Below are 14,506 nucleotides of genomic sequence, written 5' to 3' on the forward strand. Positions count from 1 at the left end.
GCACGGTATACCCTACATCTGGTGTTCCAACAATCTGACTACCGCCATGCTAACCCAATGCCGGCTGTACCGTGAAACCACCGGCGATGACACATACGCCGAAATGGAAGCCTCCCTGCGCGACTGGCTGTTCGGCTGTAACCCTTGGGGAACCAGCATGATTGTGGAACTTCCCCTTTACGGAGACTATCCCTCGCAACCCCACTCCTCACTGCTGAATGCAGGCGTGGGCAATACTACCGGCGGACTGGTGGACGGTCCTGTCTATCGTACCATCTTCGAAAGCCTGCGCGGTGTCAATATGACGGGAATTCCCGGAACTCCCGGACAAGACTACGAACGCTTCCAGCCAGACCTGATGGTATATCACGACGCCATCCACGACTATTCCACCAATGAGCCTACCATGGACGGAACCGCCTGCCTCACGTACTACCTCTCTGCCATGCAGAAGGATGGAATGAAGCAAGCCGGTATCCCAAATGACAAGAATGTATATGTGGACGGAGGCATTATCCGCACCGATCCCTCAAAAAAGCAAATCACCCTCGTATTCACTGCCGCCGACAAAGCAGACGGTGCCGATGCCATCATCAGCACCTTGAAGAAGCATGGCATCAAAGGTGGCTTCTTCTTTACCGGAGAGTTCTATGAACTCTATCCCGATGTAGTGAAACGCCTGCTCGACGAAGGGCATTTTGTAGGCAGCCACAGTTACGGACATCTGTTGTACATGCCTTGGGAAGACCGTGATTCTCTGCTGGTCACCCGCGAAGAGTTTGAGAACGATATGATGAAAAGCTACGAGACCCTCCGCAAGGCAGGTATCGAATACAAGGACGCTCCCGTCTATATTCCTCCTTACGAATACTATAACAAGAAAATATCTGCCTGGGCAAAGAATATGGGTATTCAAGTTATCAACTATACCCCTGGTACCATGAGCAATGCCGACTACACCACTCCGGACATGGGACAGAAGTACCGGAGTAGCAAACTCATCTACGACAAGATTATGGAGGTGGAAAAGAAAGAAGGTCTGAACGGACACCTAATGCTGATACACTTCGGAACGGACGACCGCCGCACAGACAAGTTCTATAATGGCTATCTGGACAAGATGATTAAGACGCTGAAACGAAAAGGCTACACTTTTGTACCGGTCCGCGAGGCTGTCGGTATATAAGCATACTCTAACAAGGATTTATTGAAAAGGTTAGTTAAAAAGGTTATCGTGCAAAGGTATTTAAGGTAAATATTCAATCGGTTTGTTTTCAGTAAACCTTCCCCTACCCCCAAGAGGGGAAAGTTTCGAAGTAAGCTCCCAGCCTGTGAAGGTTAGGAGCTTTTATATATTTCAGAGAAGCCTTTTTACCGATTGCAGCAATTGCTCGATATCTTCTTCCGTAGTATCAAAAGAGGTTACAAAACGGATTTCGTGGATGGCCTCATCCCAGAAGTAGAAGAAATAGTCCTTCAACAGCTCGTCAATCACCGGACGGGGCATCGTAAGGAAAAGCTGGTTACTTTCCACCTTCTGCGTAAAATGCGCACCTGGCAATTCCTTCAATCCGTCGTAAAGAATCTTTGCCATACGATTGGCATGCGCGGCATTTTTCAACCAAAGGCTGTCCGTCAGATAGGCAGTAAACTGGCAGGACAGATAGCGGAGCTTGGATGCGAGCTGTGCCGACTGCTTGCGCACAAAATAAGCTTCCTTCTTCAAAGCTGGGTTAAAGACAACCACGCTTTCTCCCAACATCAGTCCATTTTTCGTACCACCGAAGCTGAGGATATCTATCCCGCAATCCACTGTCAGTTCCCTAAAGCCAAGATTCAAGGCTGCACAAGCATTTGCCAGACGGGCTCCGTCCATATGGACATACATGCCATGCCGATGGGCCAAATCCGTCAAAGCCCGCAACTCGTCCGGCTTATAGACAGTGCCCAGCTCCGAACATTGCGAAATATAGATGGCTCCGGGCTGCGAATGATGCTGTTCGCCGAAATGGCACAAATAAGGACGGACTAAATCGGGCGTCAGCTTGCCGTCAGGGGTAGCTATAGGACGAATCTGACAACCTGTCATACGGGCAGGCGCACCGCACTCATCGACATAGATATGTGCAGTCTCTGCACAAATAATGGAATTATAAGGGCGGGTACACAGCTGCAAAGCCACCGCATTACTGCCCGTACCGTTGAATACGAACAACGGTTCACAATCCGGCGTAAACGCTTCTCTTATTTTACAGACAGCCTCCTCTGTCCAAGGGTCATCTCCATAACCTACAGCATGGTCACTGTTGGCCCGGTTCAGTGCCTCCATTACCAGCGGATGTACGCCTGAATTATTGTCTGAAGCAAAACTTCTCATAGTCATTCTGTTTTTGTTCATTGAAAAGAATGTGCAAAGGAAAGAATATTCTGCAACATGAAAAAACAAAGGAGCACAGATTTCATCCCCCCGGCAGAAAATGCTTCCGCACTGCGAAATCTGTGCTCCTCAATCAATCCATTCAATCGGTTTCCTTTATCCGATATAAACATTTACCCCTAGTGAAACATAAAGTTCATCTTCTTCCTGATGAATTTCAATCTTGTCCTCACGGGCAAGCCACCCCAATGCGGCTCCCAACTCCTTGTCCTTCAGTCCGGACTTCCTCTTTAAAGAACCGTAGCTCCATCTGGTATAATCGCTAAGCAACTGCCAAACTTTCCCAGCATTTAGTCCAATTTCGCTTTTGTTCATTTTCTCTTCAATTAAAAAGGTTAATAGTTCTTGTTGATTAGGTTATCTTTACGAAGGGTAAAGATATGATTTTTTATTTTACCAACAACAAAAACGAGCAAAAGATATGAAAACTAATCATTTTTGTAACACTTTTGTAATATTACACGCTTTTTATTAATAATCAAGAAGGTAAATAGAACAAAAAAACCGCAGTATCTATCAAAAAGACACTGCGGTTCTCCTATTTGATTAAGCAATCAGGGAAAACAATCTTACATCATTCCGCCCATGCCTCCCATTCCGGGAGCACCCATCGGCATCTCAGGCTTATCTTCTTTCTTCTCTACAATTACACATTCTGTAGTCAAGAACATACCGGCAATAGAAGCAGCATTTTCAAGAGCCACACGAGTAACCTTGGCAGGATCTACCACACCAGCTGCGTGCAGGTTCTCATAAACATCGGTACGGGCATTGTAACCGAAGTCTGCCTTGCCTTCGCGCACTTTCTGCACAACAACAGCACCTTCTTTACCGGCGTTGGCAACAATCTGACGCAACGGTTCTTCGATAGCACGCTTGATGATGTCGATACCTGTGGTTTCGTCCACATTGTCACCCTTGAAGCCTTCCAATGCATCCAATGCGCGAATATAGGCTACACCACCACCAGGAACGATACCTTCTTCGATAGCAGCGCGGGTAGCACGGAGTGCATCGTCCACACGGTCTTTCTTTTCCTTCATTTCAACCTCAGAAGCAGCACCCACATAAAGAACAGCTACACCGCCAGACAACTTGGCCAGACGTTCCTGCAGTTTTTCCTTATCATAATCAGACTTCGTAGCAACAATCTGAGCCTTGATTTGTTCGCAACGTTCCTTGATGTTCTCTTTGTCACCGGCACCGTTTACGATGGTCGTGTTATCCTTGGAAACAGTTACCTTGTCGGCAGTACCCAGCATTTCGATAGTAGCTTGTTCCAGCTTCAGACCTTTTTCCTCGCTGATGACAACACCACCGGTCAGCACTGCAATATCCTCCAACATTTCCTTGCGACGGTCACCGAAGCCCGGAGCCTTCACTGCACAAATCTTCAACTGAGAACGCAGACGGTTTACAACCAAAGTTGTCAGCGCTTCGCTATCCACATCTTCTGCAATAACCAGCAAAGGACGGCCGGTCTGTACTGCCGGTTCGAGGATAGGCAGGAAATCTTTCAGGTTGGAAATCTTCTTATCATAAATCAGAATGTACGGTTTTTCCATTTCGCACTCCATCTTCTCCGTATTGGTAACGAAGTAAGCAGAGAGGTAACCACGGTCGAACTGCATACCTTCAACCACACCGATAGTAGTATCAGTACCCTTTGCCTCTTCGATAGTGATAACACCGTCTTTGGAAACTTTGCGCATAGCGTCTGCAATCAGCTTGCCGATAACGGGGTCGTTATTGGCAGAAACGGAAGCAACTTGCTCAATCTTGTCATAGTTGTCACCCACTGTTTCCGCCTGGCCTTTGATAGAATCAACCACTTTGGCAACAGCCTTGTCGATACCGCGTTTGATATCCATCGGGCTAGCACCGGCAGTCACGTTCTTCAGACCTTCGGCTACGATAGCCTGAGCCAAAACAGTAGCAGTTGTAGTACCGTCACCTGCATCGTCGCCGGTCTTGGAAGCAACTTCCTTTCCCAGCTGTGCGCCAGTATGCTGATATGCGTCTGCCAACTCTACTGCTTTAGCTACCGTTACACCATCTTTCGTGATGTGGGGAGCACCAAATTTCTTTTCGATGATAACGTTACGACCTTTAGGGCCGAGGGTTACTTTTACTGCATTTGCCAGTGTGTCGATACCTTTCTTCAATTGGTCGCGAGCATCGATATTGAATAATATTTCTTTTGCCATAACTATATTTACAATTTAACGATTTACAATTTACAAATTAACCTAAAACAGCGAGCACATCGCTTTGACGCATGATGAGGTACTTGGTTCCTTCAACTTCCAGTTCAGTACCGGCATACTTGCCATACAGCACTGTGTCACCAACCTTCAACACCATTTCTTCGTCTTTTGTTCCGTTGCCTACTGCAATAACTTCACCTTTCAAAGGTTTCTCTTTCGCTGTATCAGGAATAATGATACCGCCAATTGTCTTTTCTTCTGCAGGTGCAGGGAGTATCAGCACTCTGTCTGCTAATGGTTTAATGTTCATAATCTTTTTGTTTTATATGTTATACATTTGTTATAATGGTAATTTTGCTTTAAACAAGCGATAAACAACTTACGAAAACCGTGCCAAACGAACAAGCTGATTGTTTGGCAGACAAAGGCTGACAAAATGGCAAAGTATACAACAATATTTGCTATCTTTGCAGCCTCAAAAATGATTTGACTTATGAACGCAATATGGATAGTCCTCCCCATTCTTACCTTATTGATGTTTGAACTGGGACTGACATTACAAACCGAAGACTTTAAACTGTTCCGCAAACGCCCCCGCCCCATTATTGCCGGGCTGGCAGGCCAAATCATCCTACTGCCGATACTGGCATTTGCTTTAGGACATGTCTTCCATCTCGAACCTCTGTTCTTTATCGGCATCATACTCATAGCCTGCTCGCCAGGCGGCAGCTCATCCAACATCTTCTCCATGATAGCCAAAGGAGACGTAGCATTGTCCGTATCACTGACGGCATGCAGCAGCATTATTACGCTGTTCACTATCCCCGTGATTATGGAATTCGCCACACACTTTGTAGACAGCAATCTGGACATAGATATCCATCTCCCCGTAGGCAGCCTCATCATGCAGAACTTGGTCCTAATGCTTCTTCCCATTGTAGCCGGCATACTCACGAGGCGCTACCGTCCGCAAATGGCAGAAAGGCTTCATAAGATATTGTCCAAGACAGCCTTTCCTGCACTTATCCTGCTGGCAACCATCTTCTTCATACAGCACCATGCTACCATCACCGGCCAATTCGGCAAACTGGGCCTCTGCATCTCCATTCTTATCCTGCTGGCTATGGGAGGCGGCGTAGTGCTATCGAAGTCCATGCGCCTCAACCGGAAAGAACAACGTACACTCATTATAGAAATCGGTATGCAGAATGCCGCACAAGCAATTGCTGTTGCCAGTAGTCCGTTTGTATTCAACAATGACATTATTGCAATACCTGCTATTATCTACGCACTGATGATGAACGTCATTCTGCTGGTTTACGTGGGAATAGTAAAACGAAGATAAGAAACCAACCGTTCATCACGGATTTCCTGCCATTCATCCTTTTTATTTGATTACCGCCCTCTTCATATCTACTTTCGTGCAGAAAACAAATGGATATGATGATGAAACAAATTCCGATTCTTTTGTGGGGATTGCTGTTGCCCTTCTCCATACTTCAGGCACAAGCGGTACAAGGTGAAATAACCGACAGTAAGCAACTACCCATAGAAGGAGCTACCGTAGTGGGACTGGATGCAAAGGATTCTTCCTTTGTACAAGGCACTGTCACCAGAGAACAAGGTCACTTCACCCTACCCCTGCGGCATAACGGCAGTTATCTGTTAAAGACATCAGCCGTAGGATACAAAACTCGCTATATCCCTTTCAGTATCACCGACACAGAAACCGCCAAACTGAGTAGGATTCTTATGGAGGAAGATTCCTATGCATTGTCCGGTATCACCGTTACTGCACAAAAAGTACCGGTAGAGATGAAGGCCGAGAAAACGGTCTACAACCTCTCGGCTACCATCTCGGGTACACAAGGCAATCTGTACGACGCATTGAGACAGATGCCAGGCGTGCAAATTCAAAGCAACGGCAATATTCTGCTGGACGGACAAGGAGGCATCAACGTACTGATGAATGGGAAAACAACCTATCTGAGCGGAGAAACGCTGATAAACTACTTGCGAAGTATCCCGGCGTCGACAGTGGAGAAAATAGAACTGATAAACAATCCGTCCTCCCATCTCGATGCAGCCGGAAAAACGGGAGTGATAAACATTGAAATAAAAAGGATAAATATAAAAGGACTGATTACCGGCGGGAATGCCGGTTACAATCAGGCGTACATCTACGGTTCCGGTTATGGCAACATTTATCTAAACCTGCGCAAGAACAAGTTCAATCTATATACCGATTATGCCTATTATGAGGGAATCGACCTTAACGAAACCACCATGTCCCGTGAGTACATAGACTTGACTACCCAACAAATCCTTGATTTTCATATGGGGCAGCAAGCCTATCGTACCTACGCGTATAAATCACATAACTTTAGGATTGCAGCCGACTATGAGCTGACTCCACATACCAACCTGAACGGCTATCTCAACGGGAGCTGGATCTGCCGGCGGGGAAAAGAAAAGCTGGGCTCGGATTTCTATTCACTCACAGCAGTTCCAGATTCCTCCTCCATCACCCGGAACCGCCTGAGAGCAAGCCAGCACAACCTGATTGGCGGAATCAGTACCGGCTATCAATCTCCCAACAAACTGAAATGGGATGCTTCCTTTGATTTCCAATTGTTCGGCAACGCCAACAAACAGGACCAGCAAAGTAGTTTCTCGCTCATAGAATCCTCGGAAATATATAGGAACAGCCTACTCAAGGGAGACATGGAAGGGGATATTCAAATCTATTGCGGACAAACGAACCTTGTTGTACCACTCTCTGAGAAAACGACATTGGGTATCGGTGGCAAGACTACCTTTGTATCTATCGACAACTCCGCCACCTATTGTAATAAAGAATATGACAACTGGCAAGAAATACTGTCACTGAACAATCACTTCATCTACAATGAGAATATCAACGCCGGATATATAGCGTTGAATACATCTTTCGGAAAATCCTGGAAGATAGAAGCAGGGATACGTGTAGAAAATACCAATATAAAAGGAGAACTGGCAGGAAACGCCCTGCGTGCAGACTCTTCCTTCACCAATCACTACACCCATATCTTCCCCTTTCTGCAAATGCAATACCAGTGGAAGGATATGCACCAGCTCTCCTTTCTGTACAGCAAACGGATTGTACGTCCGCAATACCGGGACCTGAACCCGTTTGTCACCATTAACGACAATTATCTGTATGAACAAGGCAATACCCGCCTGGAACCGGAACTCGCCCATAACACCGAATTCTCCTATATCCTGAAGAGTCGCTATCGGATGAGTCTCTTGGCTTCCTATACCCGGCATCCCATAACTAAAAGTTACATGGCCGAAGAAAACAAACGCATATTGGTACTGCCCATGAATCTTTCTTCCGACTATTCAGCAGGTATACGGCTGAGTGCCGCCAACCAGAAACCGTTCCCGTGGTGGCAGATTAATACAAACCTGCTCCTCACCTACCGGAAGTATGCCTGGCAAATGGATGGGGACGAATACCGGAACAAAAAGTTTACTCCCATGCTCTACATAGGCCACCAACTGCATCTGCCCCAAGGATGGACAGCCGAGCTGAACGGCTATTGGAACGGAAAGACACCCCAGGGACAAGCAATCATCTCCCCCACGTGGTCCGTATCCGGGGGAATCAGCAAAAGTATGTTCGGTGACCGGGGGACATTACGCCTCTTTGCCGAGAACCTATTCTCCTCACGCCACATACACATAGATGTATTCAGCACCACCCAGCAAGGATGGTATAAAGAGAAAATGCGAATGAAACTGGGCGTAGGCTTTTCTTTCCGTTTCCACAAAGGAGAGACACCGAAAGAATTTACCCCTAAAAGTAGTATAAGTGAAAGTAAACGAATAAATTTGTAACCAGTTAAAACAATTCCGAATGAAGCATTTCCTGCGTTGGGTATCTCCCCTAATCCTAGGAGTAATTGAGTTCTATTTCCTGAGGCTGGCAACGGACCCTTCGCGGGGAACCGAGTGGTGGCCTGACTTCAACAACCAGCTACGTGCCCTGCTCTTGACCATATTACTTTGCTATATAGTGGATTACTGCCTCCGGAACATCTTTCATAAATACATATTCAGAAAAGAAATATCCATAGGCAAAGAGTATTCGTACATAACACTCGGACTGTTCATAACGACCAACGTTACCCTATCAATCACCTACGCGTTAGGACTCATAGAATTAGGACAACCTATAAGTGACTATATCTTAGTCAATATTATCTATGTTCCCCTCAACGTACTATACTATACAATCATCCGCAACAAGGAAATATCCAATTACTACCAGCACCAGAGCTTGCTGTTGGAAAAGCTCCGAAACGAGCAATTGGATACAGAACTCAAACTACTGAAATCACAATATCATCCGCATTTCCTTTTCAATGCGCTGAACACCATCTATTTCCAGATAGAAGACTCCAACATGCAGGCCAAGCACTCCATTGAGCTACTTTCCGAACTGTTGCGCTATCAACTGTATGACATCAAGCAGAAAGTAACCGTAAAGCAAGAACTCGACTATCTGGAAGCATACATCCAATTTCAGCGATTACGGATGAGTGAACGACTTGTACTTACAGAGGAATACGACGAACACCTCCACACGCAGGAGATTCATCCTCTCCTATTCCAGCCTCTAGTAGAAAATGCCTTCAAATATGTCAGCGGAGCCTATTGGATTCACTTTTCCTTGAAAGCTATTGAAAATAAGCTTGTTTTTACAGCATGGAACTCTGTAGACCAACCGGCAATCGCCCACCGTAAAAAGAGCAGTGGCCTGGGAATTGAAAATATGAAGAAGCGCCTGCAGATTCTATATCCCGGCAGACACCTATTAAAGATATGTCCCGAAGAAAACACTTTCTTTGCAGAACTCACCATTGAACTGACACCCTATGAAAATAAAATGTGTGATAACCGACGATGAACCGATTGCACGCAAAGGATTGCGCGGTTACATTGAAAAAACAGATTTCCTGACTTTGACAGGAGAATGCGAGAACGCCCTGCAACTGAACGAGCTGTTGAAAAAAGAACAGCCAGAGTTGCTGTTTATGGACATAGAAATGCCCTACATCAACGGCATTGATTTTCTAAGCGGTATCCATAATCCTCCCAAAGTCATCATCACGTCAGCCTACGAGCAGTATGCATTGAAAGGATATGAGCTGAATGTAACCGATTATCTGCTCAAGCCCATTTCCTTCGACCGCTTTTTGAAAGCGGTGAACAGAGTGCATGAACTGCTACAGAAAGAGCAAGAATCCACTCCCGAGCCTTACCTCTTCGTAAAGACAGACAAACTGCTCAAGAAGGTGACCATCCAGGATATTCTGTTCATAGAAAGTATGGGCAACTACGTATTGATACATACTTCCTCCTCAAAGGAAATCACCTATTCTCCCCTAAAGAGTTTATTAGAATTCCTGCCCGACAACCTGTTTATGCAAGTACACCGCTCCTACATTGTGCAGACAAGCAAAATACAAGCCATAGAAGGGAATATGCTCATCATAGGGATACACAAGATACCGATAGCCCGCAGCCTACGCGATGAGGTACTGAATGCCCTATTGAAGGACAAGTTGATATCCCGATAGCCTATAAGTAGTCGGTCAACCGGTACCGCCCCTTCTTCCATGTCGTTTTTCCATACTGTATCACCTCCTGGGGACAAGCATGCAGGCACGCCATGCAGTGAATGCACTGCTTTCCCCACACCGGACGTCCATCTACCATCCTGATATTGCCTACCGGACAAGACTTTCTGCATATTCCGCAAGAGACACAGCCTTCATCTACATGAAATCCCTTGGTACCAATGGTAAAACGTACAAACAAAGGATTCACTACATACGTTTTCAACCAGGCAGCACTGCCTTCATGCACACTCCAAACCTTTTTCCGTGCAATGACATCCGCCGCAATCGAAGCAATGGCATGCCGTGCATTCTCTATCTTCTTACGGCAAAGCGCCTCATCGTCCAAGTCGAACATCGGTACGTAGGTATTGGGCATTGCAACAGACCAGGCTGCATCCAACGGAAAATGTTCCGCCAGGCGGTTCATTCCCTTTCCCACATCGTCCCCGCATGTACACACGGCATAACGATAACGGCAGTCCGGCAACCGGAGCTGCGACAAAAAATCAATCAAGACACGGGGGGCATACCATGAGTGCACCGGAAAAACAATACCCACTCTGTCAGCTTTTGACAGCTCTGCGGGTATCAGGCCTTGCTTAAGGCAATCAACAATGCTGACGGCAGTATCATGCGTAGCCTCTGCAAGCAATTCTGCAATCCAGCGTGAGTTTCCGGTTGCGGTAAAATAAAGTATCATCGGCAGTATGTTTTGCCGACAAAGGTAGTGATTTGACTTGAATTCCTTCTATTCCAGCAGCTCCTCTATGGAATAATTTTCCCAGAACGCTTTTGTAGAATGCACTAATGAACTGCCCATATAGAGCAGGAACAATACCGCTATGACAATCATCAGGAAACTGACGAGGGCATTGTGTTTTTCTTGCTTAAGCTCAACAGAAACCATAAGAACCTCCTTTTTTGTCAGTACAAAGATAAATGCAGGATGTTTCATTTTTCCTACGCCACTATTACAAATACCTATATTTGTGCCATAAATATACAAAAAAAGGAGCAATTTTGTGCTCCTTTTTAAATGTATTTCAGTTTTTATTATTTCAGTTCGCTAACCAGCTCTTGGGGAGTGACCATTTTCTGCTCTCCGGTCTCCATATTTTTCAATGTCACCTTACCTTCATTCATTTCATTCTCACCCACCAGGGCCACAAACGGGATGGCTTTGGAGTTCGCATACCCCATCTGTTTCTTCATCTTGCTTGCATCGGGGAAAATCTCGGCACGGATGCCTGCCGCACGCACTTCAGTCAATACATTCATTGAGAATGCGGCCTCTTTCTCACCAAAGTTGATAAACAGTAACTGAGTACCGTTCACCGCTTCTTTCGGATAAAGGTCAAGCTGGTTCAGCACATCAAAGATACGGTCTGCACCGAACGAGATACCGACACCACTGACACCGGACATACCGAATACACCCGTCAAGTTGTCATAGCGTCCTCCACCAGTAATACTACCGATTTGCACATCCAGCGCCTTTACTTCGAAGATGGCACCGGTATAGTAATTCAAGCCACGGGCCAATGTCAAATCCAGCTCGATTTCGTTCTTCAAGCCAAGGTTCTTTAAGGTGGAAAGGATAAATTCACTTTCCTCCACGCCCTTCAGTCCGGTCTCGCTGGCAGCAAGAACTTCCTTCAGAGTTGCAAGTTTCTCTTCATTACTTCCGCTCAACAAAATGATAGGTTGCAGTTTGGCGATAGCCTCGTCACTGATGCCTTTCTCTTTCAACTCGGCATTGACATTGTCCAGACCTATCTTATCCAACTTATCAATGGCCACAGTAATATCAACAATCTTGTCAGACTCACCGATGATTTCGGCAATGCCACTCAATACCTTACGGTTGTTAATCTTGATACAAACACGGATGCCGAAGCGGGTAAATACCGTATCGACAATTTGCATCAGCTCCACCTCATTCAGCAAGGAATCACTGCCTACCACATCGGCATCGCACTGATAGAACTCACGATAGCGTCCTTTTTGCGGACGGTCGGCGCGCCACACGGGCTGTATCTGATAACGTTTGAAAGGAAAAGTTATTTCATCGCGGTGCATCACCACGTAGCGGGCAAAAGGTACTGTGAGGTCATAGCGCAAACCTTTCTCGCAAAACTTGCAGGCAAGTCTCGGAGCATTACGGCTCAACAGTTCTTCATCTGTCAGTCCGGAAAAGTAATCACCGGAGTTCTGTATCTTGAACAAAAGCTTGTCGCCTTCCTCACCATACTTCCCCATCAAGGTAGAAAGCATTTCCATCGAGGGCGTTTCTATCTGCTGAAAACCATAGAGATGATACACCTCACGAATCGTATTGAATATATAGTTACGCTTCGCCATTTCTACGGGCGAGAAGTCACGGGTTCCTTTCGGAATACTTGGTTTTGCTGCCATAATCAGTTCAATTATTTTAAAAATCGGACGACAAAGTTACAGTATTTTATTGATTAAGAAAAGAGAATGTTTACCTTTGTATCATTACCGTCGCATAAAAACGACCAAAACAAACTTCAAACTTACACATTTATGAAAGAGAGACTGATTTTATTCTGCATGTTGTTGCTATGCGGCATCGGTGTTAGCCGGGCACAATCCGGCAACGCCAAAGACTTCGACCAAAAAGAAGAAACCATCGTACAAAAGCTGCAACAAGCCGTCAATGAGAAAAACTATAAAGAAGCCGAAAAGAACGGTAAGGCTTTGATAACTCTGTTCAAAGAACAAGACGAGAACACTCAGAAAAAGTACAGCTGGCTCATACAGTCCTATTACTACAATTTAGCCTGCTTCCAATCCTTGTTAAAGAAAAAAGGTGAAGCCATCAAAAATTTAGAACTGGCCTACGACAATGGATTTCAAGATTACAACCACATGATGAATGATACCGACTTAGACAACCTGCGCAGCGATAAACGGTTCAAGGCAGTGCTTGCCAAAGTGAAGAAAGTGGGTGACTACCTCGACATACTTCAAAAAACACCGGGATACACCCACAATGAGCGCCCTGATACACTCCCCCGCTTCGAATACATCAATCCCAACAACAAGTATTTAGTAGAGGTACGCCAATACTTCAAGTTGGACAGTGTGGCAGGCGCAGGCGACGAACTATCAAAAATAAAGAACATACTGACTTATATACACAATACCATAAAACATGACGGAAACCATGAAAGTCCGGCAGGCAGCAACATCATAAAATGGGCAGAAGCTTGCAAAGGCGGTGCGCGAGGTCTGCATTGCGGAGGTCTTGCCCATGTACTGAAGGATTGTTATCTGTCCATGGGATTTAAGGCACGCCACATCAGCGGATTACCCAAAAAATACATTGGTGAATGCCATTCCATTAACGTAGTTTATTCCAATACCTTGGATAAATGGATATGGGTAGACCCCACCAACAATGCCTGGGTGATGGATGAAAACGGCATCATGCTAAGCGTGCAAGAAGTGCGCGAACGTCTGCGAGACGGTCGTCCGGTAATCCTAAATGAAGAAGCCAACTGGAATAACCAGCAGAAGATTACCAAAGAATATTATTTAGACAGCTATATGGCCAAGAATCTCTATAGCATAAAAGCAGACGATGTACTGCTTTGCCCCTCAGACCCTAATGCAGAAAACTTCTTCCAAGCCAAGTACGTGGTCAATGACGATGCCTGGTTCTGGCAGTCGCCCTATCAAGAATAAAAAAACAGATGATGCATCCGGCAGAGACACATCATCTATTTAATGTAAACAGACCATCTGTTTCGGGTGAACAGATGGTCTGTTTTTTATGTCTGCATCATGTGTTTAATCTCTGCGTCCCATGAATATCATGATATAATAAATCAGGGTAGCAAGCGAACCGAGAGCAGCCACTACATACGTATAGGCAGCCGAGCGGAGTGCATCTTCCGCTTGCGCATGATTATATGAATTCGTAATGCCGGAATTGCTAAGCCATACCAGCGCACGCTTACTTGCATTGATTTCCACCGGCAAGGTGATGAAGCTGAATAAAGTTGTCAATGCAAACAGTATAATGCCCGCCAGCAACAGTTGCGGAAAGGAGTTCAGCAGCAAGATACCTGCCAGCAGCAACCACGTCATCCACTGTGAGGCAAAAGAGACTACCGGCACCAGTTTGCTGCGCATTGTCAACGGAGCGTATGCGCGTGCATGCTGCA

The 14,506-nt window shown here is 45.8% G+C and carries 14 protein-coding genes; 6 read left to right on the forward strand and 8 right to left on the reverse strand.

Going from position 1 to position 14,506, the window contains the following annotated elements:
• Positions 1-1,186, forward strand: a 1,186-nt coding sequence (locus ABUA47_RS17370; protein WP_349831824.1) for a polysaccharide deacetylase family protein, incomplete at its 5' end; no start/stop codon positions are given.
• A 171-nt stretch (positions 1,187-1,357) separates the two neighbouring features.
• On the opposite strand, the gene ABUA47_RS17375 is transcribed toward ABUA47_RS17370, so the two are convergent.
• The 4 genes from ABUA47_RS17375 to ABUA47_RS17390 all read right to left on the reverse strand — a co-directional run bounded on the left by ABUA47_RS17375 (position 1,358) and on the right by ABUA47_RS17390 (position 4,954).
• On the reverse strand, positions 1,358-2,377 hold the full coding sequence (locus ABUA47_RS17375; RefSeq protein WP_005835591.1) for a threonine aldolase family protein: 1,020 nt from the start codon (positions 2,375-2,377) through the stop codon (positions 1,358-1,360).
• Positions 2,378-2,533: 156 nt separating this feature from the next.
• Entirely contained in the window at positions 2,534-2,752 is a 219-nt protein-coding gene (locus ABUA47_RS17380; protein WP_005826242.1) for a winged helix-turn-helix domain-containing protein, read from the reverse strand.
• 254 nt (positions 2,753-3,006) lie between these two features.
• Entirely contained in the window at positions 3,007-4,644 is a 1,638-nt protein-coding gene (gene groL / locus ABUA47_RS17385; RefSeq protein ID WP_349831826.1) for a chaperonin GroEL, read from the reverse strand.
• A 37-nt stretch (positions 4,645-4,681) separates the two neighbouring features.
• Positions 4,682-4,954 (reverse strand): co-chaperone GroES, encoded by a 273-nt coding sequence (locus tag ABUA47_RS17390; protein WP_004290132.1) that lies wholly within the window; start codon positions 4,952-4,954, stop codon positions 4,682-4,684.
• Between the two features lie 183 nt (positions 4,955-5,137).
• On the opposite strand from ABUA47_RS17390, the gene ABUA47_RS17395 reads away from it, so the two are divergent.
• From ABUA47_RS17395 to ABUA47_RS17410, 4 genes are all read left to right on the forward strand, one after another.
• Entirely contained in the window at positions 5,138-5,989 is an 852-nt protein-coding gene (locus ABUA47_RS17395; protein ID WP_117945452.1) for a bile acid:sodium symporter family protein, read from the forward strand.
• A 95-nt stretch (positions 5,990-6,084) separates the two neighbouring features.
• A complete protein-coding gene (locus ABUA47_RS17400) occupies positions 6,085-8,526 on the forward strand; it encodes an outer membrane beta-barrel protein (protein WP_165859169.1) in 2,442 nt (813 codons plus the stop codon).
• Positions 8,527-8,545: 19 nt separating this feature from the next.
• Positions 8,546-9,598, forward strand: coding sequence for a sensor histidine kinase (locus ABUA47_RS17405; protein ID WP_051642938.1), 1,053 nt, complete (start codon positions 8,546-8,548; stop codon positions 9,596-9,598).
• Positions 9,567-10,271, forward strand: coding sequence for a LytR/AlgR family response regulator transcription factor (locus ABUA47_RS17410; protein WP_035449614.1), 705 nt, complete (start codon positions 9,567-9,569; stop codon positions 10,269-10,271). Before ABUA47_RS17405 ends, ABUA47_RS17410 begins: the two co-directional genes overlap by 32 nt.
• 1 nt (position 10,272) lies before the next feature.
• Here ABUA47_RS17410 and ABUA47_RS17415 read toward each other — a convergent pair whose 3' ends face one another.
• From ABUA47_RS17415 to hisS, 3 genes are all read right to left on the reverse strand, one after another.
• Positions 10,273-11,013: an EFR1 family ferrodoxin gene (locus ABUA47_RS17415; protein ID WP_035449616.1), complete on the reverse strand. Its 741-nt coding sequence runs from the start codon at positions 11,011-11,013 to the stop codon at positions 10,273-10,275.
• A gap of 48 nt (positions 11,014-11,061) precedes the next feature.
• Positions 11,062-11,220, reverse strand: a complete 159-nt coding sequence (locus ABUA47_RS17420) for a hypothetical protein (protein ID WP_165491391.1) — start codon at positions 11,218-11,220, stop codon at positions 11,062-11,064.
• Between the two features lie 146 nt (positions 11,221-11,366).
• Complete coding sequence (gene hisS / locus ABUA47_RS17425) at positions 11,367-12,728, reverse strand: histidine--tRNA ligase (protein ID WP_009036531.1); 1,362 nt, start codon at positions 12,726-12,728, stop codon at positions 11,367-11,369.
• Between the two features lie 132 nt (positions 12,729-12,860).
• On the opposite strand from hisS, the gene ABUA47_RS17430 reads away from it, so the two are divergent.
• Positions 12,861-14,024, forward strand: coding sequence for a TPR end-of-group domain-containing protein (locus ABUA47_RS17430; protein WP_035449623.1), 1,164 nt, complete (start codon positions 12,861-12,863; stop codon positions 14,022-14,024).
• A gap of 105 nt (positions 14,025-14,129) precedes the next feature.
• Here ABUA47_RS17430 and ABUA47_RS17435 read toward each other — a convergent pair.
• A partial coding sequence (locus tag ABUA47_RS17435; RefSeq protein ID WP_349831827.1) for a zinc metallopeptidase occupies positions 14,130-14,506 on the reverse strand: 377 nt, incomplete at its 5' end.

The organism is Bacteroides sp. RTP31139st1_H2_RTP31139_211217 (assembly GCF_040227615.1).
Classification (GTDB): Bacteria; Bacteroidota; Bacteroidia; order Bacteroidales; family Bacteroidaceae; genus Bacteroides; species Bacteroides uniformis.

Coding starts and splice junctions, on each gene's coding strand:
- ABUA47_RS17375 (WP_005835591.1), bottom strand. CDS start 2,377: ATGAGAAGTTTTGCTTCAGACAATAATTCAGGCGTACATCCGCTGGTA.
- ABUA47_RS17380 (WP_005826242.1), bottom strand. CDS start 2,752: ATGAACAAAAGCGAAATTGGACTAAATGCTGGGAAAGTTTGGCAGTTG.
- groL (WP_349831826.1), bottom strand. CDS start 4,644: ATGGCAAAAGAAATATTATTCAATATCGATGCTCGCGACCAATTGAAG.
- ABUA47_RS17390 (WP_004290132.1), bottom strand. CDS start 4,954: ATGAACATTAAACCATTAGCAGACAGAGTGCTGATACTCCCTGCACCT.
- ABUA47_RS17395 (WP_117945452.1), top strand. CDS start 5,138: ATGAACGCAATATGGATAGTCCTCCCCATTCTTACCTTATTGATGTTT.
- ABUA47_RS17400 (WP_165859169.1), top strand. CDS start 6,085: ATGATGATGAAACAAATTCCGATTCTTTTGTGGGGATTGCTGTTGCCC.
- ABUA47_RS17405 (WP_051642938.1), top strand. CDS start 8,546: ATGAAGCATTTCCTGCGTTGGGTATCTCCCCTAATCCTAGGAGTAATT.
- ABUA47_RS17410 (WP_035449614.1), top strand. CDS start 9,567: ATGAAAATAAAATGTGTGATAACCGACGATGAACCGATTGCACGCAAA.
- ABUA47_RS17415 (WP_035449616.1), bottom strand. CDS start 11,013: ATGATACTTTATTTTACCGCAACCGGAAACTCACGCTGGATTGCAGAA.
- ABUA47_RS17420 (WP_165491391.1), bottom strand. CDS start 11,220: ATGGTTTCTGTTGAGCTTAAGCAAGAAAAACACAATGCCCTCGTCAGT.
- hisS (WP_009036531.1), bottom strand. CDS start 12,728: ATGGCAGCAAAACCAAGTATTCCGAAAGGAACCCGTGACTTCTCGCCC.
- ABUA47_RS17430 (WP_035449623.1), top strand. CDS start 12,861: ATGAAAGAGAGACTGATTTTATTCTGCATGTTGTTGCTATGCGGCATC.